This is a genomic window from Haloechinothrix salitolerans (assembly GCF_042662605.1).
Lineage (GTDB): Bacteria > Actinomycetota > Actinomycetes > Mycobacteriales > Pseudonocardiaceae > Haloechinothrix_A > Haloechinothrix_A salitolerans.
Genome location: NZ_JBHSXX010000001.1, coordinates 43,675 through 65,857, shown reverse-complemented (window position 1 = coordinate 65,857; position 22,183 = coordinate 43,675). Strand labels below are relative to the sequence as shown.

The 22,183-nt window shown below is 68.1% G+C and carries 18 protein-coding genes; 9 read left to right on the top strand and 9 right to left on the bottom strand.

Translation table 11 applies throughout. The features are described 5' to 3' along the window. Window positions 1–34: 34 nt before the first annotated feature. The 3 genes from ACFQGD_RS00280 to ACFQGD_RS00270 form a co-directional block, all read right to left on the bottom strand. Complete coding sequence (locus ACFQGD_RS00280; protein ID WP_345391931.1) at window positions 35–862, bottom strand: DUF2470 domain-containing protein; 828 nt, start codon at window positions 860–862, stop codon at window positions 35–37. Between the two features lie 90 nt (window positions 863–952). Next, window positions 953–6,493: an ATP-binding protein gene (locus tag ACFQGD_RS00275; protein ID WP_345391928.1), complete on the bottom strand. Its 5,541-nt coding sequence runs from the start codon at window positions 6,491–6,493 to the stop codon at window positions 953–955. 320 nt (window positions 6,494–6,813) lie between these two features. Next, window positions 6,814–7,155, bottom strand: coding sequence for a DUF4333 domain-containing protein (locus ACFQGD_RS00270; protein WP_345391925.1), 342 nt, complete (start codon window positions 7,153–7,155; stop codon window positions 6,814–6,816). Between the two features lie 249 nt (window positions 7,156–7,404). Between ACFQGD_RS00270 and ACFQGD_RS00265 the strand changes: the two genes are divergently transcribed. Further along, window positions 7,405–7,776 (top strand): DUF4333 domain-containing protein, encoded by a 372-nt coding sequence (locus tag ACFQGD_RS00265; RefSeq protein WP_345391922.1) that lies wholly within the window; start codon window positions 7,405–7,407, stop codon window positions 7,774–7,776. Here ACFQGD_RS00265 and ACFQGD_RS00260 read toward each other — a convergent pair. Beyond that, window positions 7,755–8,057: an MTH1187 family thiamine-binding protein gene (locus ACFQGD_RS00260; RefSeq protein WP_345391919.1), complete on the bottom strand. Its 303-nt coding sequence runs from the start codon at window positions 8,055–8,057 to the stop codon at window positions 7,755–7,757. The two genes, ACFQGD_RS00265 and ACFQGD_RS00260, sit on opposite strands and share 22 nt — an antisense overlap. A gap of 223 nt (window positions 8,058–8,280) precedes the next feature. Here ACFQGD_RS00260 and ACFQGD_RS00255 point away from each other — a divergent pair, with 223 nt between their 5' ends. The 5 genes from ACFQGD_RS00255 to ACFQGD_RS00235 all read left to right on the top strand — a co-directional run bounded on the left by ACFQGD_RS00255 (window position 8,281) and on the right by ACFQGD_RS00235 (window position 14,758). Continuing rightward, window positions 8,281–8,892: a hypothetical protein gene (locus ACFQGD_RS00255; protein WP_345391917.1), complete on the top strand. Its 612-nt coding sequence runs from the start codon at window positions 8,281–8,283 to the stop codon at window positions 8,890–8,892. 42 nt (window positions 8,893–8,934) lie between these two features. Continuing rightward, window positions 8,935–10,473 carry a hypothetical protein gene (locus ACFQGD_RS00250; RefSeq protein ID WP_345391914.1) on the top strand — a complete coding sequence of 513 codons (1,539 nt, stop codon included), beginning with the start codon at window positions 8,935–8,937 and terminating at the stop codon, window positions 10,471–10,473. Between the two features lie 28 nt (window positions 10,474–10,501). Continuing rightward, window positions 10,502–12,508 carry a prolyl oligopeptidase family serine peptidase gene (locus ACFQGD_RS00245; RefSeq protein WP_345391911.1) on the top strand — a complete coding sequence of 669 codons (2,007 nt, stop codon included), beginning with the start codon at window positions 10,502–10,504 and terminating at the stop codon, window positions 12,506–12,508. Between the two features lie 194 nt (window positions 12,509–12,702). After that, window positions 12,703–13,302, top strand: coding sequence for a TMEM165/GDT1 family protein (locus ACFQGD_RS00240; RefSeq protein ID WP_345391908.1), 600 nt, complete (start codon window positions 12,703–12,705; stop codon window positions 13,300–13,302). Window positions 13,303–13,393: 91 nt separating this feature from the next. Further along, on the top strand, window positions 13,394–14,758 hold the full coding sequence (locus tag ACFQGD_RS00235) for a cytochrome P450 (protein WP_345391905.1): 1,365 nt from the start codon (window positions 13,394–13,396) through the stop codon (window positions 14,756–14,758). A 66-nt stretch (window positions 14,759–14,824) separates the two neighbouring features. Here the strand turns inward: ACFQGD_RS00235 and ACFQGD_RS00230 are convergent, their stop codons facing one another. Then, complete coding sequence (locus ACFQGD_RS00230) at window positions 14,825–15,463, bottom strand: IclR family transcriptional regulator (RefSeq protein ID WP_345391902.1); 639 nt, start codon at window positions 15,461–15,463, stop codon at window positions 14,825–14,827. 16 nt (window positions 15,464–15,479) lie between these two features. Then, window positions 15,480–16,334: a hypothetical protein gene (locus ACFQGD_RS00225; protein WP_345392442.1), complete on the bottom strand. Its 855-nt coding sequence runs from the start codon at window positions 16,332–16,334 to the stop codon at window positions 15,480–15,482. A 187-nt stretch (window positions 16,335–16,521) separates the two neighbouring features. Here ACFQGD_RS00225 and ACFQGD_RS00220 point away from each other — a divergent pair, with 187 nt between their 5' ends. Continuing rightward, a complete protein-coding gene (locus ACFQGD_RS00220; RefSeq protein WP_345391899.1) occupies window positions 16,522–17,739 on the top strand; it encodes a homogentisate 1,2-dioxygenase in 1,218 nt (405 codons plus the stop codon). Between the two features lie 143 nt (window positions 17,740–17,882). Then, the gene (locus ACFQGD_RS00215; protein ID WP_345391896.1) at window positions 17,883–18,278 is read left to right on the top strand and encodes a hypothetical protein; all 396 of its coding nucleotides are present in this window, start codon (window positions 17,883–17,885) and stop codon (window positions 18,276–18,278) included. A 116-nt stretch (window positions 18,279–18,394) separates the two neighbouring features. Here the strand turns inward: ACFQGD_RS00215 and ACFQGD_RS00210 are convergent, their stop codons facing one another. Beyond that, complete coding sequence (locus ACFQGD_RS00210; protein WP_345391893.1) at window positions 18,395–19,279, bottom strand: coiled-coil domain-containing protein; 885 nt, start codon at window positions 19,277–19,279, stop codon at window positions 18,395–18,397. Between the two features lie 49 nt (window positions 19,280–19,328). Further along, on the bottom strand, window positions 19,329–20,636 hold the full coding sequence (locus ACFQGD_RS00205) for an ATP-grasp domain-containing protein (protein ID WP_345391890.1): 1,308 nt from the start codon (window positions 20,634–20,636) through the stop codon (window positions 19,329–19,331). 111 nt (window positions 20,637–20,747) lie between these two features. Here ACFQGD_RS00205 and ACFQGD_RS00200 point away from each other — a divergent pair, with 111 nt between their 5' ends. Further along, window positions 20,748–21,356: a GNAT family N-acetyltransferase gene (locus ACFQGD_RS00200; protein ID WP_345391887.1), complete on the top strand. Its 609-nt coding sequence runs from the start codon at window positions 20,748–20,750 to the stop codon at window positions 21,354–21,356. Here the strand turns inward: ACFQGD_RS00200 and ACFQGD_RS00195 are convergent. Continuing rightward, on the bottom strand, window positions 21,353–22,150 hold the full coding sequence (locus tag ACFQGD_RS00195; protein ID WP_345391884.1) for an IclR family transcriptional regulator: 798 nt from the start codon (window positions 22,148–22,150) through the stop codon (window positions 21,353–21,355). The two genes, ACFQGD_RS00200 and ACFQGD_RS00195, sit on opposite strands and share 4 nt — an antisense overlap. Window positions 22,151–22,183 lie beyond the last annotated feature (33 nt).

Genomic DNA, 22,183 nt, shown 5'->3' with positions numbered 1-22,183 from the left:
AGGCGTCATTCACCGCGGCCCCCGGTGGCGTTCGTCAGCCGCCGGGGGCCGCGCTGTGCGCGGCGAGAAACGGGCAGCCGACAAGACGTCGCATCTCGTCGGAGAGCTGCTGCGGCGTGACGGCGGGTTTCCGGAACGCCAGCCGGACGTCGTGATCGCCGGTATCCGACTCGACGCGTAGCCGCAGTCCGTACTGGTCGAGGCTGAGCGGGCGGATTTTGCCGTCTCGTAGCTCGGCGGGGACATGCCTGGCCAGCGCGGTGACGACGTCGGGGTGCTCGCCTTCCAGGTGTCGCAGCCAGTAACGCTCGTACTCGCAGAACGGGTCGGGCTTCGCCTTGGCGAACTGGTGCGGCAGCAGCGGATGGGTGCCATCGCTGTCGGCGAGCACCAACGACGACGGATGCAGGCACGCCATTCGCGCGCCGTGTCCTACGTCGAGCAGTTCGGCGGCCGGGCGCTCCTCCGCGATCATGATCGCCCGGTGGCGCGCCGCCTTCGACGGCAGCAGTCGCAGCCACCCGGTGATCCACAGCAGTCCCCGCGTGCGCTCGCGCAACCCGACCGGCGCGATGTCGGTCAGTTCGAGCAGCACCGGCAGATCTCCGCCGCGCGCGGTCGCCGTCGTGACGACGAGGGGATCGTTCTCGTCGAGCAGGACGCTCGCGCCGCCCGTGTCGTGCACGTGGCAGAACCGAGGTGTCGTCGCGTCGACTGACCCGGTCGCCTGGCCGGTGATCGCGCCGGTCAGCTCGGACTCCGACGCGGGCGCGAGCCGGGCTGGCGCGCGGTACGCGGCGATCGACTTCGCTTTCGTTTCGGGGGAGGGTGCGGGTGGCCGTCTCCGTACGGTGCTGGTCATAGCGCTCCTCCTGTTGTTAGGTGAGCCTAACCTTGGCCGACGGGTGATGGCAAGGCTCCGAAAGGAGGGGCTTATCGCAGCGAACGCCCCTCAGCGCGCCACGCCGCGCGCGATGGCGTCGATCAGCTCCGGCCGGAGGCGAGTGTGCGAGATGATCGCGTCTACCGATCCCACGTCGACGGCGCGCTGGACGCTGTGCACCCGGTCGAACTCCGCCGCGACCTCGCCCAGCTTCTCTGAACGGACGGCGGCTCGGGTCTCGGCGAGCTGCGCGGACAGCTCCGCCCGGTCGGTGCCGGACGCCGCCGCGACCCGTTCCTCCAGCGCACGTACGCGTTCGTCGGCGGCGGTACGGGCGTTGACCTCGCCGGGGAACACAACCGCGGCCGCGGGTGCGCCGCCGATCACCGAGGCGTACGAGCCCTCGACCGCGAGCACCGTCATGTTCGGGTTCAACGCCTTGGAGAACACCACGAACGCGCCGCCGTGGTACCGCGAGATCACGCAGAACACGATCGGGCCGTCGAAGTTGACGATCGCGCGCCCGATCTCCGCGCCATACTCCAGCTGCAGCTTGCGCATCGACTCCGGCGAGCCGTCGAACCCCGACAGGTTCGCCAGCACCACCAGCGGCCGGTTACCGCTCGCCGCGTTGATCGCCCGCGCCACCTTCTTCGACGAACGTGGGAACAGCGTGCCCGAGGTGTAGGCGTCCGGCCCGTCGGTGGGCGGGAAGCCGCGGCGCGGCACGGACTGCGACTCGATCCCGATCATGCACACCGGATAGCCGCCGAGGTGCGTGTCGGTGACGACGGCCATCTCGGCGTCGGCCATACCAGCCCAGCGCTCGACGAGCGGGTGGTCGGCGTCGGCCACCGCGCGCATCAGCGTGCGGATGTCGAACGCCTTCTTGCGCTCCGGGTTCGCGGTGAAGATCTCGCCAACGGTGCGGAAGTCACTACCCGCCAGCTCGTGCGGGTACGACGAGATGTCGCGGTCCACCGGATCGGACGTCGTCACGCGGCGTGGGCCGGGTTCGCCGGGCACGACATACGAATGGTCATAGTGCGCCATCAGCACGTCGCGGGCCCCGGCGAGGTCGGGCGCCCAGTACTGCGCCTGCCCGTTCGGCCCCATGACGCGGTCGTAGCCGCCGATGCCGAAGTTGTCCTCGGCGGACACGCCGCCGGAGAAGTCCAGCGACTGCTTGCCGGTCAGCACCATCGCCGAGTCTGGCGTCATCACCAGAATGCCCTTGGTGTGCATGAGCATCGTGGCCTCGGCGTTCCAGTACGGTTGCGCGCCGACGTTGATGCCTGCCACGACGACGTTGATCTCGCCGCCGTCTTGGGTGAACCGGACGATGCGCTGCAGCGTGCGGCCGACCCAGTCCAGGTTCTCGGTGCCGGAGTCCATCGAGATCTTGGCGCCCGCGGACAGTGCGAACCACTCCACCGGCACCCGCATCCGCTCCGCCAGGTTGAGCGCGGCGATCACCCGTGCGCACTCCGGTTCCGCCAGCGCGCCGAGCGCCTTCGTCGGGTCGCCCAACAACGCCACACGCGTGACCCCTTCCGGGTGGCGTTCGGTCGGTGTGCTCACCACGCCGGTGACGATCGCGGCGGTGTTGTTGCCCTTTAGCCGCTCAACCGGCACCAGCGTGCCGGTGTCGTCCAGGTCGTACTCGGTGAACGCGCCGCCGTCACCTGCCAGCAGCTCCGTCAGCTCGTATGGATACACCGTGCCGCGCCTGCGCGCGCGCAACACCTTCTGCTGGTAGTCGTCCAGCGGGGTGATCGGCTCGGACGTCGGCTCGCCGACCGTGACCGTTACCCCTGCGCTCGCCTCGTACGACACCCTGATGGCCGCGTCGTGTGTCTCGCCGGTGTCGTGGTCGAGTTGCCGCCCGATGAACCGGACCTCCTCGATTCCCGCGCCCGCCGTGGACGGCACGACGCGCTGCGCGAGCGCGGTCAGCTCGTCCGGCGTCAGCTCGCTCGGCGGCCACGCGTAGATCAGGATCTGGTTGGTGTCCAGGCGGTTCTTCTGCGGGCGCTGCGCCTGCACCTTGCGGATCGCGTCGAGGCACGCGGCGAGCGCGCCCTCGGCCGCCGGCAGCGAGACCAGCCTGCCGTCGTTGTCGCGTAACGGTGTCAGGTCCCGCACCTGCGCCATCGCGACCAGCCGCTCGTCGGACGGGTTGTGCGGCGCGACGCACCTGAAGAGATAGACGTCCTCGTCCGCCGAGGGCAGCCGGGTGAGGTCGAAGTTGCTCAACCGGCGCAGTTGCAGCCGCTGCGCGACGAGCGGGTGAATACCCCTGATCAGCCGTTCCTCGGTCAGGCCCGTGGTGGACGGCCGGAACGTGAAGTGATGGTGCATCGTCGGCCCGTGCCCGCCGCCGGGGCCCGCGACCGTCGTGGTGACCCGCCGCGCTCGCGTCAGCTCCGGCACCTCGCTGAGCACGGCGCGCAACTCGGCGGCCATCGCGTCGTCGGCGTCCGCGCCGACCGGCTGGTCCTGCCAGGTCAGGTAGATGTCCACGACGAGGTCAGACGTGCCCGCGGTCGTGCTGCCCTCGTCCGATGCCACCTCGGCGACGGTGCGGGCGGCCTTCGGCAGCTCGGCGAAGTCGGTCGCGGTGGACAGGAGGCGTAACCGCTGCTCGTCCAGGTCGAACGACGTCGACACGAACGGCTGGTTGTCGTGCTCGAAGCAGCGCACGCCGTCCAGCCCGCGCGACCGGTAGTAGCGGCGGGTCATGACCTCCAGCAACGGGCCGAGGTCGCAGCCCTGCCTGCCGATGCGCTGGCCGAGCAGCCGTACCAGTGGTTCCGGGCTCGCGACCATTTCCTTGATCCGCTCGGCGCGGTCCGGTGCGTCCGGGTGCTCGTCGAGGTAGCGCAGGTGCTTGCGGACCCCGGCGTAGACCTCGGCGCGGGTGCGGCGCAGCATCGGTTGGGCGAACCATCGGAACGCGACGCTCCTGGCGAGGTCACCAACGACGGGAAAGCGCAGTTGGGTTGCCGCGACGAGGTGCTCAACCGCCTCGCCCGCCGCGAACCGCGCGTCACCGACCGGCGGCGGGTCGGTGAGCCACTGCTGCAGCACGGTGGTCACGACCTCGACGTCCGCGCTGACCCGTTGCTGCGCGAGGAAGATGCGGAACACCGCTTCCTCCAGCGCTTCGGTGCGTTCCAAGTCGTTGACGCCGTAGCGGCTCAGCGCCTGCCGCAGTCGCGCGGTGAACGTCTCCGAGACGCCCGCGCGCTCGACATCGAGGCTCTGCAAGTAGGAGTGGAAGTATTCGCGTGCGCTGTGCACGCGGGTCTCCGCCTTGGTCTCCTCACCAGCGGGTTTGTTGCGGCTCAGCTCGGAGATGTCCGCGAACAGTTCCAGCAGCTCGGTCTCGGCGGCGAGCCTGCCGTCGCCGACGGCGTCGCGGTCGGCGATGTAGCCGCGCAGGATGCTGCCGTCGTCGTCCGGGTCGACGTCGAAACCAAGCAGGATGCTGCGCATGTCCTCCAGGTGTCGCCGCGCGCGGTGTTCCGCGGTGCCGCCAACCGCGGTGGGCAGCGCGAGGTCGACCGGAGCGGCGGTGGTAGCTGGCGCCTCGTCGTCATCGGCGCGCGGTTCCAGCCGAAGCAGTGGCGCACCGGTCTCGACCTGGCTGCCCGCTGAGACGAAGCACTCCCGCAGCGTCGCGGCGAACGGCGCGCGCAGCACCGTCTCCATCTTCATGCTTTCCAGCACGATCACGGGCGAGCCCGCCTCGACCTCGGCACCGACGTCGACCGGCGTCGCGACCACCAGCGCAGGCGCCTGCGAGCGCAGCACACCGCCCTCCTCGCGACTGATGCGGTGCGCGGTGCCGTTCACCTCGATCAGGTGCACGGGGCCGTGAGTGTGGGTAACGAGGCGGAAGCTGTCGCCGTTGACGATCAGCCGTCCGGTGGCGACGTCACGCTCTCCAGAGCCAGTGGCGCCCCCGGAGCCGTAACGCTCCAGCTCGGCGTCCACGGTGGTGATGTCGTCGTCGCCGGTGCCGATACCGATGCGGTACCGGTGCGGGCCGATCTTGGCGACCTTTACCCGGTAGCTCGTGCCGCGGAGGCTGAGCTCGATCGCGCGGTCGACCTCGTGCTGCACCTGGGGACGTCCACCGTGCGCGGTGCTGAACAGGCGCTGCCGCTCGGTCCGTTCGGCGTCTTCGTACGCCTCGATCGCGGCGGCGGCCAGCGCGATGCCGGAGTGTCGGTCGGACACGAGGCCGCCTTCGGCGCGTACCCGGTCGATCCAGCCGGTATCCGCCGTGGCGTTGACGACGTCGTCCTCGTCGAGCAGGTCCAGCAGGAAACTCTTGTTGCTGACGCCGCCTTCGATGATCACCGTCGTTTCGCGCAACGCGCGGCGCAGCCTGCCGAGCGCCTCGTCGCGGTCACGACCGTAGGCGATGATCTTGGCGATCATGGAGTCGAAATCGGACGGGATGGTGTCGCCGGCCGCGACACCGGTGTCGACCCGGATGCCTGGGCCCGCTGGCAGGTCGAGCATCGCGATCCTGCCGGGCGCGGGGGCGAAGTCGCGATCGGGGTCCTCGGCGTTGAGGCGTGCTTCGATCGCATGACCGGACTCGGGTGGCATGTCGCCGGTCAGCTTGCCGCCGGACGCGACGTGTAGCTGAGCCTTCACCAGGTCCGTTCCGGTGGTTGCCTCGGTGATCGGGTGCTCGACCTGCAGCCGGGTGTTCACCTCAAGGAACGCGAACAGTCGCTCGGTCGGCTGATAGAGGAATTCGACGGTGGCCGCGCCCCGATAGCCGACCGCGACGGCGAGCCGTTCGGCGGACGTCTTGAGCGTCTGGATCTGGTCGGCGTCTAACAGCGGGCAGGAAGACTCCTCGATGATCTTCTGGTTGCGCCGCTGCACCGAGCAGTCGCGGACCCCCAGTGCCCACGCCGCCTCGCCGTCGGAGATCACCTGGACCTCGACGTGCCGCGCGCCGGTGACGAGGCGTTCCAGGAAAACGACGCCGCTCCCGAACGCCCGCGCGGCCTCCTCGCTAGTACGGGTGAACGCGTCGGTGAGCTCGTCGTCGCTGGTCACGACGCGGATGCCACGCCCGCCACCGCCCGCCGTCGCCTTGAGCATCAGCGGATAGCCGATCTCCTTCGCGGCGTGCTGTGCCGCGTCGACGTCCGCGATCGGGCCGCGGCTCCACGGGGCGACCGGCACGCCGACTTCCTCGGCGAGCTGCTTCGCGCCGATCTTGTCGCCGAGCCTGCGCATCGCGTCCACGCTCGGTCCGATGAACGTGACGCCGACGCGTTCGCACAGTTCCGCGAACGCCGGGTCTTCCGCGACGAAGCCCCACCCGACCCATGCGGCGTCCGCTTCGGTGTCACGTAGGGCGCGTTCCAGCACGGCCATGTCGAGGTATGGCCGGTTGGCTGCTGGTCCGAGGCAGTAGCTGATATCCGCCTCTCGGACGAACGTCGCCGTCCGTTCCGCGTCGGTGTAGAGCGCGACGGTCTCGATCGGTTCGCCGGTCTCCGCGGCCAGGTCGCGGACGGCGTGGATGAGCCGCATCGCGGCTTCGCCTCGGTTGACGATGACGACACGGCGAAACACCGGTGAGCCTCCTGTGTGGGGGACGCGCGTGGTAGGCCAAAACTGTGTGAGTTGGCCAAGGGACCCGGGACAACAACGCTGTCGTGGTCAAGCGGACGATTCCCGCCTCCCATGTGCAGCATGCCGGTTACCAAGGAGTACCGGAATGGCGATTCGCCTCACCGCCTCTCGGTCGCTTGTTGTAGGAACTCCACAAAGCGGCTCCGCCGAGAGGTCGACGTCGTGACGCCCCTCACGCCCTGGGTCGCCGCGTCCCTCGTTCCCGACGTCGTGTCCCCCGTTCTCGACGTCGTGTTCCGAGAGCCGGATCAGCAAGTGGCTTACCGGAATGCCTTGTCATCCACTCGGATGTGGAATCTGACCGTGTCGCCCTCGATGGTGGTGACTCTGGCGGTCAAACCGTGCGTCTCACCGTCCGCGGTGAGCGTGCACCGGACGGACGCGTCGATGACCGCATCGAGCCCGTCGTCACAGGACACCGTGTCCGGACTCCGCCCGACTGTTTCCGCCAGCCGTTCCTTCACGATGTGTTCCACCTGCTCCCGCGGTACCGATGGCGTTGTTTCGACGCCGGCGTCAACGTCCACGGTGCACCCGGTGACGCTGAGCCCGATGAGCATCGCCGCGATGGCTGAGCGTCTCGCGGTCTGTGTGGTGTGCACGTCGCCTCTCGATGTAGTCCTGTTGGCGATCCCCGGAACACAGTAGCGATGCGACGTCGTGAGTGCCGGGCGTTTCGACACGAATGTGGAACCGGCGGCAGGAGCGCGGAACATGACGCACGGAGCGGCGGCACAGCATTGGGAGCGAGGGACACAGCGGCGTGAGTGCGGGACACGACGCACGAGGGGCAACGCGGCGCTAATGTGGGGCTCGCCGGAACATGGCGAGTGGGTAAGAGAGGATCTGGGATGGTGCGTAGGGGGTTGATCGCGGCCGCGGTGGCGTCCGCGGGAATACTAGTGACAGGAGGATGCGGGACGGGCACCGAGGACGTCATTTCCGACGCGGACCTGGAACAGGGCGTCGCGGATGCGCTTCGGAAAGCCAACACCCCACCGGAAGACCTTGACTGCGACGGTCCGGTGAAGGCGCAGATCGCGGAGATCACCACGTGCACCATGTCGGCGGATGGCGTCGACTACGAGGTCGAAGTCGTCGTCACTGCCGTCGATGGCGGCTCCGCATCGTACGAGATCGAACTCAAGCAGGCCGCCAGTTCAACGGCCACCGAATCGGCGCCCGCCGGGGCGCCTCCCAGTCAGACGCCGTCCTCCAGGTAGCGTTCGACGCGCTCACGTTTCGCCCGCAACTGTCCGGTGTGTCCTGGTCGGACGTCTGCCTTGATCACAAGGCTTACGCGAGGGGCGTGCCGCTGCACGACCTCCGTCGCCCGTTTGATGACGGCCATGACCTCGTCCCACTCGCCTTCCACCAGGGTGAACATGGCGTTGGTCTCGCAGGGCAGCCCGGAGTCCCTGACGACTCGCACCGCCTCGGCTACGGCCTCGCCGACGCCATCGGACTCCCCGCCAAGCGGGGTAACACTGAACGCGACAAGCACTTTGCCTCCTCGACGCTGGCATCAGGGTGCACTCAAGTATGGAGATACGACGGGCGCGCGTTCAGGGCCATGCGGCTGTGGATAAGTGAGTTCGACGTCGATTTGTCGGAAATTGCACTGGATACGTTAAGTTACAAATCGATGTCGACACCCCTCTAACGGGTGAATCTCGATTGTGGCATGCTGCCCGTCACGGGCGTCTGAGCGTGCACGTGGAGGGCCGATGAAATCCGAGGACGAGCTAGCGTGCCATGAGCTGCTGCTCCTGCTCGCGGGTCGGCTGCCGGACATCGCGTTGTGGCGGTTTCGGGACTGGCTCGGCGAGGGTCAGCTTTCCGTGCTCGCCAGGACGTTGCCGAAATCGTTGCTCAGGCACGGTATTGGGCTTGATCAGCGCGAACACGGGTTGCTAGCCGCCTGCTTGGTGCCGCACGGTGCCGACGTCCATCAGGTGAGCGCGACGTTGCGGATAGACGGAGCCACCCGTCCGCGTTACACGTTCACTGAATCGCCATCGGAACGGGCGAACGTGGCGGACTCCGTGTCCGCACTGCTCGACGCGGCGCTGCGCGGCAGGCCGGACGTTGGCGATGTGCGTGCGACGTGGCGACGCGCTGAGGGGCACGAGCGCGGTGAGAAACGGGTGTTGCTAGTGACCGCTGTGGCGGGTTGGCCTCGGCTGACCGGCGAACTGCAACGTGTGCTGCGGGTGCTCGGCGACGACGAGCCGAGCATCGAAGTTCTCCCACCGAACTTCGACATGCCCGAGTATCACCGGGAAGCGCTGGCGAATTCACGTCCCGTCAGCGTTGGTGCGGTCGGAGCCGCGAGATGAGCCTGTCCGCACGGCCCGCGAGCTGGAGGGAGAGGTCGCAAGGTGGCAAACCATGAGGGACCGGTGATACCGGTGCCGTTACGGCTGCACACCGTGTTGCTGGCGCTCGCGGGCAGGATCGATGATGGTGCCCTTGGTCACGCGCGGCAACTATCAGCGGTGGCGCGGGTGGACGAGGCCGCTGAGCTTGTCGTGGGCACGTTGATCGCGGGCGGGATTCCTCTACGGGAATCGGAGCGGCGTGAGCTGGGTGAGGTCGTCGCGAGGAGCGGGGCAGACGTCACGCTGCTCGATCAACTGATCGTCAGCGAGCACGACGTCGACCCGTCGCATAGTTTTACCGGCGGTGACCAGCCGGACTCGGGAGTCGAGCGGGCCATCGAGCCGATCAAGGCCGTGCTGACGGACGTGCGTTCCATCCACGCGGTGTGGCGTAACACCGCGGCCGGCAGGGTTCCTGGCCAGGTGCCGCAGCGCGTCGTGCTGATTGAACTCGGTGCGCAGGGCAGTCCGCCAGCGACGGCGCACCTTGTCGCCGCCGCGCTGCGCAACGCGGGCATCCGGGCAGTGGTCGAGGTGGCGTCGGCCGACGTCGCGTGGCCCAACTACCATCGGCAGGCACTCGCCGCCGCCGCGCCGGTCCTGACGGACACGAGCAGCGCGCCGGCACCGGAAGTGGCGCCGCAACAGGCTGCCGCCCCTGCGCCTGAACCCGCGTCAGTACCTCCGCCGGTACCACAACCGGCACCGCAGCCGGCACCGCGGCCGGCACCGGCTGCTGAGCCGGAACGTCCTGTCGCGTCGGAACGTCCTCGCGAATCGGCTGGCTTCTTCGCGGCGCAGGAGAAGCCCGCGTTCGCGACGCATGCTGCTCCGACGGGCGGCAACGGACATGCCGAGTCAGCTCCGACTCGGCCCGTAGCGACGTCCACGGCTGCTGCGAATGGGACGTCGACCCCTGCGCCAAACGGTGTGAACGTGGCTAACGGGCACGAAGCGCCGCGCAGGACGAACGGACATCATCGTGCGGACCGGCAGCCCGGCGAGGTGTTCTGGCCGCAACCCGAGTCCGCTGCTGAGCCAGCGGGAGGCGATCACGGCGGCGAGCCGTCGCGCATCGACCACTCTGGTGACACGACTCCGCCGCGCAACGGATATCCCGCCGAGCCACCGCCTAACGGGTACCGGACCGAGGCCGCGCGGAATGGCCATGCCGCGGAACCGCCCCGCGCTGACAAGCCCGTCGAGCCGCCGCGTCCCAACCATCCTGCCGAGCCACCGAGCCATGGTGACCGCAACGTGGTGAACTTCCCGGAGTCCGCTTCGGAAAGCACGGCGGAGCTGTCGGGCAATGACGCGCGGCAACTGCACCAGGCGTTGCACGACGCCGAGGCCGCCGACCGCGAGGAGCCGCAGGCCCCGCAGCGGGAGGCGGTGGAGCTTCCGGCGGCCGAGGCTGAGGCGCAACTCAGCGACCGGGACCGCGAGCTATTGCGCGAGCTGCACGCGGAGCTGGCCAAGCGTGAGCGGGAGCAAGCAGCGCAGGTGCAGCTCAACGGTTGGCACCGGCCAGGTAGCTGACCGCCGCGGGTCGGCTAGCCTCGCGGGAGTGGAACACGATCCGTATCTGTGGTTGGAAGACGTCACCGGAGATGAGGCGCTTGACTGGGTGCGCGCCCGCAACGCCGAATCCCTCGCCGAGCTGGCCGAGACTCCTCGATTCGCCGACCTCCGTAAAGACATCCGCGCGGTCCTCGACGCTGACGACCGCATCCCGTACGTCGCGCGCAGGGGCGAGTACCTCTACAACTTCTGGCAGGATGCCGCGCACCCGCGTGGGCTGTGGCGGCGGACGACGCTGGAGTCTTACCGTACGGACGAACCGGACTGGCGGGTCCTCATCGACGTGGACGCGCTCGCGGCGGACGAGGGCGAGAACTGGGTGTGGCAGGGCCCGAAGGTGCTGCGCCCCGGCTACGACCGCTGCTTGGTACAGCTTTCCCGCGGCGGCGCGGACGCGACCGTTGTCCGCGAGTTCGATCTGACGTCGCTCACCTTCGTCGACGATGGCTTCGCGCTGGACGAAGCCAAGAGCCGCATCGGCTGGATCGACGTCGACCATGTCTTCGTCGGTACCGACTTCGGCGACGGCGCGATGACGACCTCCGGCTATCCACGCATCGCGAAGCGCTGGCGGCGTGGCACTCCGCTCTCCGAGGCGACCGTGGTGTTCGAGGGCAAACCAGACGACGTCGCCGTCGTCGCGTACCACGACCCAACCCCCGGTTACGAGCGCGACTTCGTCGCTCGGGCGGTTGACTTCTATCGCACCGAGTTCTACCTACTCGGCGCGGACGACAGCCTCACTCGCATCGAGGTTCCCGACGACGCCGAGATCGACGTCGAGCGCGAGTGGCTGCTGGTCGAGACCCGCTCTGAATGGACCATTGGCGAGGTCAGCTATCCGGCCGGTGCGCTGCTGGCCATCGGGTTCGACGACTTCCTCGCCGGGGACCGCGCGTTCACCGTACTGTTCGAGCCGGACGAGCACACGTCGCTCAACTACCACGACTGGACGCGCAACCACCTAATTATCGCCACGCTCACCGACGTCAAGAGCAGGCTCGACGTCCTAACGCCAAGCGAAGGCTGGCGCAAGGAACCGCTCGCGGGCGTGCCCGACGTTGGCACGGCGGACATCAGGGGCACCGACCCCGACCACGGCGACGAGTTCCTGCTCGACGTCAGTGGCTTCACGCAACCCTCTATGCTGCACCGAGGCGTGATCGGCGGCGAGTTCGAGACGCTGAAACGCGCACCCGCGCGGTTCGACGCCGAGGGTTTGGACGTCCGGCAGCACTTCGCGATTTCGGACGACGGCTCCCATATCCCTTATTTCGTCGTCGGTGCGCCGGAATCGAACGGGCCGACGTTGCTCACCGGTTATGGTGGATTTGAGATTTCCCTCACCCCGTCCTACAGCGGCATTATCGGTCGGTCCTGGTTGACGCGAGGCGGCACGTATGTCGTGGCCAACATTCGCGGTGGCGGTGAATACGGCCCGCAGTGGCATCAATCCGTTCAGAAACGGAACCGACTACGGGTCTACGAGGATTTCGCGGCGGTCGCACGCGACCTCATCGAGCGCGGCATCACCTCGCCGGAACGGCTCGGCATCGAGGGCGGCAGCAACGGCGGCCTACTCACTGGCGTCATGCTCACCCGTTACCCAGACTTGTTCGGCGCGGTGGTGAGCAGCGTGCCGCTGTTGGACATGCTGCGGTACCACCTGTTGCTCGCCGGTGCGTCCTGGATGGCGGAATACGGCGATCCCGACGACGCCGTAGACCGCGACTACCTGCTGAAATACTCGCCATACCACAACCTCGCGCCGGACAGGACGTATCCGCCGACGCTGGTGATGACGTCGACCCGCGACGACAGGGTGCACCCTGGCCACGCGCGCAAGATGGTGGCGCGGATGCGCGAGTTCGGGCACGACGTCCGGTACTACGAGAACATCGAGGGCGGTCACGGCGGCGCTGCGGACAACGAGCAACGGGCGGTCAAGTGGGCGCTGGTGTTCGAGTTCCTGTGGCAGCGGCTGGCACGCTGAAAAACGGACGACGACACGAGAAAGATTGAAAGCCGCCGCGTGGAAAAATGCGAGTCGTCGCATTGAAGTCGCGATTGAGGTGAGCCGAAAAATCGGGTCGTCACGCGGCAAAAATGGCGATTCGCAATTCCGATAATATAGACCTCGCACCCCCTTTCCGTTAGCGTGAAATGGAAAGGGGGTGCGAGTATTTTATGACTGCCGAATTGCTGGCGTTTGTCAGCGCGTTCGCGCTGGTCTTCGCGGTGGAGCTGCCGGACAAGACGATGGTGGCCACCCTCGTGCTGACGACGCGTTACCAGGGGCTGCCGGTGTTCACCGGGGTTTCCGTGGCGTTCATGGTGCACGTCACGGTCGCCGCGCTGTTCGGCGGCGCGCTGCGGTTGCTGCCCGGTGCGCTGGTAACGGGCGTCGTCGCGCTGTTGTTCGGTATCGGCGCGTATCTGCTCCTGCGAGAGGGCTTCGCCCCGGTGCGCGATGGTGCGGAGGACGCCAGCCGTCAGGGTGCGGGACCGGTGTCCTTCACGCGTGCCGCGCTGACGTCGTTCGGTGTCCTGTTCGCCGCCGAGCTCGGTGATGCCTCGCAGCTCGCCACGGTCGGACTCGCGGCGCGCTGGGGTGAGCCGCTGGCCGTCGGCCTCGGTTCGTTCGCCGCGCTGGCCGCGGTCGCGGGCGTCGCGGTGCTCGTGGGCCACAAGGTGCGTGCCCGCATTGACCCGCGCCTGTTGCATCGAGTCTCGGGCATCGCGTTCGCCGTCTTCGCCGTCGCCGCCGCCGTGCGGACGTTCGCGTAGGCGTCGAGCAGCGGGGCATCCGTCTCGCTTGACACGAGCTATCGGCAGATAGACGCTTGTCTAAAGTCCCATCGACGCAGGGAGGCAAGCGATGGCGGCACGGCTGACTGGACGTGAAGCATTACACCTGCTGCCCTCGCTGCGCGCCGATCCGCTCGCTGCCATCTCCGAGCTGACCCGCACCCACGGCGACCTGGTGTGCGTGCCGCTGCCGCGCGGCAACCAGCTGACATTGACCTCGCGGCCAGAGTTGGTCTCGCACGTACTGGTCGGCAACCAGGACAACTACCGCAAGGCGCGTACCTACCGTCCGCTAACCGAGGTGCTGGGCAACGGCCTGTTAACCAACGAAGGCGAGAGCTGGGCACGCCAACGCAGGCTCGTGCAGCCGATGTTCGCGCGAAGGCGCATCGACGCCTTCGCGCCCGCCATGGTTGACGCAGCGAGCACGGCTATGGACCGCTGGGCAACGCTCGGTGAGGACAGCGTCGTTGACGTCGCCGATGAGATGAGCGCGCTCACCCTCGACGTCGTCGGACGTGCCCTGTTCAGCACCGACCTCAGCGGCGAGGCCAGCGAGATGGCCCCCGCGCTGGAGACGGTCCTCGAGTCGTTCGTGAAAGTGGTGCGTCACCCCCTGTTCATGCTCGTGCCTGACTACCACCGCTGGCCGACGCCCGCGCGGCTGCGGGCGCGCGGGGCCGAACGGCACCTGCGCGGTGTCGTTGACGGGCTAATCACCGCGCGGCGTGCGGTTCCCTCAGATCCCTCGGACACCTCGGGTCGCGAGGACACCGACCTGCTCGACGCGCTGCTGTCCGCGCGCGACGACGATGGAGAACCGCTCGACGAACAGCAAATCCGCGACGAGCTGATGACCTTCCTCCTCGCCGGGCACGAGACCACCGCCAACGCACTGGCCTGGACGTTGCTGCTGCTCTCGCGCCACCCGGACGCGCGCGACCGGCTCGTCGCGGAGGTCGACGACGTGCTCTCCGGTCGCGCGGCCTCCGCTGCCGACGTCACCAAACTGGAGTGGACGTCGGCCGTGCTGTCGGAGTCCATGCGGCTCTACCCACCGGCATGGATGATCGAGCGGGAGGCGCGGGACTCCGACGAGCTCGACGGCATCCGCATTCCCGCGGGCAGCATCGTCGCGACGCCGCCGTACCTGGTGCATCGCAACCCTGAGCACTGGCCGAACCCGGAAGGCTTCGACCCGCATCGCTTCCTGCCCGGTGCCGCCGACCGGCACCGGCTCGCCTATCTCCCCTTTGGCGGCGGGCGGCGGCAGTGCATCGGTGGTGGCTTCGCGATGCTGGAGGCGGTGCTGCTGCTCGCCACGATCACGCAGCGGTTCGAACTCGATCTCGTGCCGGGGCATCAGCCACAGGCGCTGACAGCGGTCACGCTGCGTCCCGCCAACGGCATCCCGATGATGCTGCGGCCCCGATAGATCCATCACACCTGGCGCATTCCTTCGCGCCGGGCGCGGCCCGGACGCACTCAGGCTAGCGCGGCGTCACCGCAGTACGCGAGCCAAATCGGCCGCCGCTGTCACCACTCGCGGGCCAATCTCGTCGGCGTCCAGATGATGCAGTGACACCACTCCGATGCTGGCGCGCAGTCCCATTACCTTGCGCACCGGAGCGGCGACGCCGAACGCACCCGGTTGCAGCTCGCCGACCGTGGCGACCCACTCCGGGTCGTCCTGCCGCAGCGTGATCGCCTTGCCCGCCGCGCCCTTGGTAATCGGATGCTGGCTGCCGATCCGGTAGCCGACGTGGTAGCTGGTCCACGACGGCTCCACTACGGCGACGGCCTGCACAGTATCGCCATCCGCGATCGACAGGTGGGCCGTGGCGCCAACGTCCTCGGCCAGTGCGCGCAGGATCGGCGTCGCGGCCTCCCGTAACTGCGGCAGCACCCGGTCGGCCAGGCGCAGCAGCCCGACGCCGAGTCGGACCTTGGTGCCGTCCCGCCACACCAGCCCGCGCTCGACCAGCGGCCCGAGCAGTCGATACACGGCCGCCCTGCTGACGCCGATGCGCTCCGCGAGTTCAGACACGCTGCACGCTTGGCCCTCGGCGTCCGCGACGGTCTGCAACAGCGCCAGCCCACGGTCAAGCGTCAGCGAACTCCCCGAGCTCGCCGTGCTCATGGCCAGCGCCTCGCGGTCACAGCAGTCCCAGCTCCTCGAGGTCCGCGATGGCCTCGCCGAACGTCGCCGAGCCGTAGCAGGCGAACAGCTCCCGCACCGCCTTGGCCGCCGAGTCGCTCAGCTCGCTCGCCTCGGCCGCGAGCGCCGCGCCGTCGGTGGACTCCAGCGCGCCTCGGACGTCCTTGCCCGCTAGGCAGCGGGCGGACGCGACCAGCAGGTTCAGGAACCCATGGTGGGTAAAGCCGGTCTCCGGGTCGACGTGGCGCACCGCCCGATGCAGGCTGTTGGTCGCCTTGAACGACGCCCCGGTGACACCCGCGACCACGGAGAAGAAGTCCGCGACCTCATCGACGCTGGGGAAGTTCTCCTCGGAAAGCCCTCCGCAGCGGATCTTGGGCCAGCTGCCGTGCTCGATGACCTTGCGGACGCCCTCGAGCCAGCCAACGCCGCGGCGGGGCTCGACAACCCGCACGACGTCTTCCGGTACGAACTCGGAGACCCGCTCAAGCCACACCTCGTCCACATCGGACGGTGCGGGCATCTCGACCATGCGCAAGGTGAGTAGCTCGGCGCGGGACTCGACGATGGAGATCGCCTTCGGGACACCGCCGAGACCAGTGTCGATGATCAGCGAGAGTGGCAGCGGCTGAGATGGCTTGATCTTGATGATCTCGGTGATCAGCTCCGGTAGCCGGGACGCGGGACACAGGAACAGGCCGAGCACGCCGGAGTAGTCGCCAGCGCGAGCATCGAGGTAGGCGTGCAGCGCTTCGGACATCGAAGCCGTGCCTGGTGGAAAGAGCGCGGAGTCGTCGACGAGTCTCGTGAACAGGGGCGGGATGCCGCTAGGGCCCGGCGGCGTGAGTTCCACTGCGCTTGACACGACTGACACGCTAGTAGCGTACTATAGTCGAACGAAATGTTCCGATTATCGGACAGATTATCCGCGGTGAACGACGCTTTCACCGCACTGGGCGCGGTGATTGACGCTTTCGCCGCAACCAACGCGGGGAAGGCGTCGTTCACCGCATTCGACGTGCGTACGTCTGGAGATCGCTATGCCGTACTACCGGAAGATCGGCGAGGTACCGCCCAAAAGGCACACCCAGTTTCGCTCGCCCACCGGCAGCCTCTACGCCGAGGAGCTGATGGGTGTCGAGGGATTCTCCTCTGACTCGGCCCTGCTTTATCACCGCTACCTGCCCACGTCGATCGTCGGCGCGGAGCCGGTCGAGGACGATCGAGGCCCGATCGTGGCCAATCACCCGCTCAAGCCGCGCGCGTACCGCACGCAGGACTTGGCGTTCAAACCGGACGCCGACGCCATCACCGCGCGGCGCAGGCTGTTCGGCAACAACGACGTCACCATCGGCTTCGCCGTCGCGAGCGAGCCGAGCCCGCTGTATCGCAACGCCATCGGCGACGAACTGCTTTACATCCAAGGCGGCAGCGGCACCATCGAGACCATCTACGGTGCCCTCGACGTCGGAGACGGCGACTACGTCGTGCTGCCGACCTCGACGACCTATCGCGTGGTGCCAGGTGCCAGTAGGGGCGGTGGGCGGGACCAAAGTGCGACACCGCCGCTGCGGGTGCTCTCGCTGGAGGCGCGCGGCCACATCGGGCCGCCGAAGCGCTACCTGTCGGCTAAGGGCCAGTTCCTCGAACACGCGCCGTACTGCGAGCGCGACCTGCGCGGGCCCACCGAACCGTTGCTGGTCGATGGCCCTGAGTCCGACGCCGACACCGAGGTCCTTGTCCGCCATCGCGCCGGGCTGACGCGGTTCACCTATGACCACCACCCCTTCGACGTCGTCGGCTGGGACGGTTGCCTGTATCCGTGGGTATTCAATATCGACGACTTCGAGCCGATCACGGGCAGGGTGCACCAGCCGCCACCCGTGCACCAGACGTTCGAGGGGCCGAATTTCGTCGTCTGCTCGTTCTGCCCGCGCAAGGTGGACTACCACCCGCTGGCGATCCCGGTGCCGTACAACCACGCCAACGTCGACTCCGACGAGTTGATGTTCTACGTGCGCGGCAACTACGAGGCGCGCAAGGGTTCCGGTATCGACATCGGGTCGATGTCACTTCACCCGTCAGGGTGCACGCACGGTCCGCAGCCTGGTGCGGCCGAGGCGTCGGTCGGCGCGGAGTTCTTCGATGAGACAGCGGTCATGGTGGACACCTTCGCCCCGCTCGACCTTGGTGAAGCCGCTGACGCCTGCGAGGACCCCGGCTACGCGTGGAGTTGGTCGGGGCGGTCGCTGCCGTAGGGCGCTGTCGCGGTGAGGCTCTTCGGTGTGAGTGTCTTTCGCGGAAACCGATACAGTCGAATGGTCAGCGATACGACTGTATCGGTTCCTGGTAGAGACCCTTGCGACGTTTGCCCGGTGGATATCGTGGTTATCCACCGGGCATGACGACCAACCCAGAACCAGACCGTGACCAGCGGGGCGAAGTGGTCTCGGAGCGGCCGCCCGTGCGGCTTGGCTTCGTGCGGGTCGTCAACGGCGTAATCAGCGTCGTCACCGGGCTATTCGCCGTTGTGCTCGCGCTGCACATCCTGCTCGTCGTGGGCGAGGCCAATATGCGCAACGATTTCGCCCAGTTCGTGACCGGCTGGGCGGAGGCAGTCGATCTCGGCCTCGGCACGCTGTTCCCCGCGGCTAACGAAAAGCTGGAAGTGGCGCTCAACGAGGGCATCGCCGCGTTGCTCTGGCTGGTGATCGGCGCCGCGCTGACTACGCTGCTCGCCCGCATCTTCGTGCCAGAGGGCGAGTCTCGCGCTTGGTACCGGCGCACGGTGCGCTGATACCAGGCGCGCGGAAGTCGACATGTGGCCTCGCGGGGACCGGGTCACATGTCGACATCTACCACTCGCGGCGGGCGTGCTTACGTCGCTCGCGTGACGTCTTCGATCCGACGTCTTCAGTGTGGCGGCCCGTGACGTCGTAGCGCACGTTCGGTGCGATCGGACTCCCGCTCCGCGGTGCCGAGTTCGAGCTGCGCCGCCCGCACCGCATTGCGTGCCAGCTTCTCGTAACGCTGCGCTTTGACGAGCTTCGCGCGTAGCTCCGCGACCTCCTCGGTGGCCTCGTTGGCGCGTCGCTGCGCATCGGCCAGTGTCTTGGCCGCCTCGTCTCGGCGCGCCTTGGCGTTCTCGGCGTCCCGTTCGGCCCGTTTGCGCGCTTCGCGCCTGCGCTGGACTTCGGCGGCGCTGACGGTAGAGCCGGTCGTGCGAGCGCCGGATTTCGTACGGGAGGCTTGTCCGGACGTGGCGCTGGGCGTCGCGCCAGACGGCTCGCCCGCCTCGTCATCCGCCCGCCGCGCGAGAACGCCCGCCGTCAGCCACTGCTGCGCGTCGGCCGGGTCCAGCGGCGCGGCCAGCCGCCCTGCCATCACCAAATCCGCCGCCTCGCCGCCCGCCAGTGCCGCTTGCAGCGTGGCGTGGACCTGATCCGTGACGGTGTCGCTGACGCCGAGTCCCGATTCGCGTCCGATCTCTCGCGCGGCGAGCGTCAGCGCGTCGACGGTTTCGCGCCGCCGCACCGACAGTTCTCGTAACCGTCGTCCCGCCAACTCCTCGTGCGCGGTACGCAGCTCTTGGCCAAGCGCTGTCAACTCGGCCAGGTCGTCTGGACGCTCGCGGGCGAGCCGGTTGACCAGCCACGCCGCCAGTGTTGGCTTGCGCAACGCTTTGATCCGTGTGGCCAGTGATCGATCCTTGGCCTCGGCCGCACGGGTGTTGCGGGTGCGGATGAACTCCTCGCGAGGGCCGCTGTAGAGCTCATCAGCAACGGCTTCGAAGTCCACGGTTTCAGAAAAGCACACGTTGGCGTCGCACGCCGGTGGATCGGCGGACTTATGACCCCACCGGGGCCGGGCTCACCACGGACGGCACCCCGAGCGGCTGGGCGTGCGTGCCGTCGGCGAACCGCAACCGCAGCGACCCGACCGCCGCCTCCGCTTTCGCGCGCGCGTCACAGGGCGATGCGGACGACACGACGACGTGGCCGAGGTACGCGTCGTTGCTGCGCGGCAGCCCAGCCCGGGCGGGCACCGAGAGTTGCCAGCGCACGACGTCCGGGTCGACGTCCAGCGCGCCGGTGCCCACCACCCCGACCACCGTGCCCGGCCGCGGCGAGATCACGAAGAACACCGCGGCGCTGGCGATGTCGGTGGTCTCATGCGCCCGAGGCTGCTGCCCGAGGCTGAGTCGCACCAGTTGTTCAAGTGGATGCACACCGGTCACCAAGTGCAGCAGGTCGAAGATGTAGCCGCCAGCCTGTCGAGGGTTGACCTCGATCAGGCGGGGGCCATCGGTGGTCAGCCGCAGCTCGGTGTGGCTGAGGCCGTGACGGTAGTCGAGCGCGGCCAGCACGTCGCGCACGTACGCTGACGTCTCGGCGACGGCGGACTCGGGCAGCTCGGCTGGGAACATGTGCCCGGACTCCACGAAGGCGGGCGGCCCAGCGAGGCTCTTGTCGGTGATACCCACGATCGTGGTCTCACCGTCCCGTGTGATCGCCTCGACGCTGACCTCCGTCCCGTCGACCAACTGCTCCAGCAGCATCACGCGCTCGCGCGGTTGACCGCGCGTGTTGCGTTCGTCCGCGGTGATCTCGTGGAACGCGTCCTTGAGCGCGGCGTCGTCGTCCACCCGCTGCACCGCCGTGCCCGAGTTGAGGTCCACTGGCTTCGCGACCAGCGGGTATCCCAACGACATCGCCGCGTCGCGCGCCGCGTCATACGAATCGGCTACCGCGAACCCGACGTTCGGCACCCCCGCGTCGTCCAGTGCTTGCCGCACCCGGTGTTTACGGGTCGCGGTGTGCAGCACGTCCGGTCGCGCGCCGGGCAGGCTGAGCGCGTCCGCGATCGTGGCCACCGTGGGCAGGTAGTAGTCGCAGGTCGTCAGCACGCCGTCGATTCGGCGCCGCGACGCCACCGTGCGAGCTGCCGCCACGGCGGCGTCCGGGTCGTTGGTGTCGGCGCGGACGATCTCGCTCGCGTTGGCGCGCACCGGGTGCCGCAGTCCGGACGTCGATTCCGGGTAGAGCGCGGGGTCCTTGGTCAGCAGGACGTAGTCGTGGCCGAGCCGCCGGATCAGCGGCGGCAGGCTGTGGCCGGTCGAGCGCAACCAGCTTTCCACCATGAGTAGCGTGGCCATGTCACCCATCCCAGCTAATGGAAATGATGTTCATAACCGGGATCATGTCACAGCGAGTGGAACCGTTGGTGGGCCGGATCACGGCTGCGATCAGCCGAACACCGTGTGGGGATGGCACGGTCGGCCAACCAGGCCGATACTGGTGGGGTGCGTATCCGAACGGCTCGTGCCGACGAGCTGCTTGCACTGCAGGACATCGAGCGTGCCGCCGGCCGGTGTTTCCGTGACATCGGGATGGCGGAGATCGCCGACGACGAGCCTCCCACGCTGACCGAGCTGGCGTACGCCCAGCGCAACGGCGAGGCATGGGTGGCCGTCGGGCCCTTCGGCAGGCTGATGGCGTATCTGATCACCGATGTCGTCGACGGCAATACCCACATCGAACAGGTCTCGGTGCATCCCGACTTCGCCCGGCGCGGCATCGGCAAGGCGCTGCTCGACCACACCGCCGATCAGTCGGCGCGCTGTGGCATCGAGGCGCTGACGCTGACGACGTTCGCCGCCGTGCCGTGGAACGCGCCGTACTATCTGCGCTGCGGGTTCCGGGAACTCGGCCTCGCCGAGCTGTCGCCAGGCTTGCTCGCCATCCTCGAGGCAGAGCGGGCCAACGGCCTCGGCAAGTGGCCGAGAGTCTGCATGCGGCGCGACCTGCTACCAGCCATGGTGCCCGCTGGTCCCGTTCCGCACGCAACCCCAGGAACGTGGCCTCCGGCCCGCTAGTCGTCGGTGCTGATCGGATGGAAGTATCCCATCCTGGAGGACGCCAGGTCGGCTGCTTCGCGGATCACCGGCGTGAGCTTGCGGAGCTCGTCCTCGTCGAGCCGGTACGAGGGGCCGGACACGCCGATAGTGGCCACGACGGTTCCCTCCGCGTCCCGCACGGGTGCCGCCGCACCGTTCAGGCCCTCCTCGAACTCCTCGACGGTGGTGGCGAAGCCGTTCTCGACCACTCGGTCCAGTTCCTCGCGCAGCGCGATGGGGTCGACGATCGTGTTCTCGGTGAACTTCTCCAGCTCACCGGACAGCAGCTCGGCGCGTCGTTCCTCCGGCAGGAACGCGAGGAACACCTTGCCAGGTGACGTCCCGTGCAGCGGCGTCTGTCTGCCAAGCCAGCTACGGCTCACCACGGTGGAACTCGACACGATCTGGTCGATCGTCACGCAGATATCGCCCTCGAGGACGGTGAGCGTGACGGTCTCCTCGGTCTGCCGTGCCAGCCACTCGCAGCCGAACCGCGAGTTCTGGGTCAGATCGGGGTCGACGCTGATGCCGCGCGCGAGATGCGCGAGACCAGCGCCGAGCCGATACTTGCCGCTGTCGGTGTGCTGTTCGACGATGCCACGCGCTTCCAGCGTGTTCAGGAGCCGAAACGCGGTCGACTTGTGTACGCCGAGCTCGTTTCCCACCTCGGTGACGCCCGACCACTCATTGCGTGCCAGGAACTCCAAGATGGTGATCGCCCTGTCGACGGACTGCACACCGCCGGGCCTGCGGTCATCATTAGGGGAGCTCACGACCTTCGAGTCTAGGGCACTTCCCGCGATCCG

Excerpts from the sequence above, each read along its gene's own strand:
- ACFQGD_RS00280 (WP_345391931.1), bottom strand. The coding sequence starts at position 862 with ATGACCAGCACCGTACGGAGACGGCCACCCGCACCCTCCCCCGAAACG.
- ACFQGD_RS00265 (WP_345391922.1), top strand. The coding sequence starts at position 7,405 with ATGGTGCGTAGGGGGTTGATCGCGGCCGCGGTGGCGTCCGCGGGAATA.
- ACFQGD_RS00255 (WP_345391917.1), top strand. The coding sequence starts at position 8,281 with ATGAAATCCGAGGACGAGCTAGCGTGCCATGAGCTGCTGCTCCTGCTC.
- ACFQGD_RS00240 (WP_345391908.1), top strand. The coding sequence starts at position 12,703 with ATGACTGCCGAATTGCTGGCGTTTGTCAGCGCGTTCGCGCTGGTCTTC.
- ACFQGD_RS00235 (WP_345391905.1), top strand. The coding sequence starts at position 13,394 with ATGGCGGCACGGCTGACTGGACGTGAAGCATTACACCTGCTGCCCTCG.
- ACFQGD_RS00230 (WP_345391902.1), bottom strand. The coding sequence starts at position 15,463 with ATGAGCACGGCGAGCTCGGGGAGTTCGCTGACGCTTGACCGTGGGCTG.
- ACFQGD_RS00220 (WP_345391899.1), top strand. The coding sequence starts at position 16,522 with ATGCCGTACTACCGGAAGATCGGCGAGGTACCGCCCAAAAGGCACACC.
- ACFQGD_RS00215 (WP_345391896.1), top strand. The coding sequence starts at position 17,883 with ATGACGACCAACCCAGAACCAGACCGTGACCAGCGGGGCGAAGTGGTC.
- ACFQGD_RS00205 (WP_345391890.1), bottom strand. The coding sequence starts at position 20,636 with ATGGCCACGCTACTCATGGTGGAAAGCTGGTTGCGCTCGACCGGCCAC.
- ACFQGD_RS00200 (WP_345391887.1), top strand. The coding sequence starts at position 20,748 with ATGGCACGGTCGGCCAACCAGGCCGATACTGGTGGGGTGCGTATCCGA.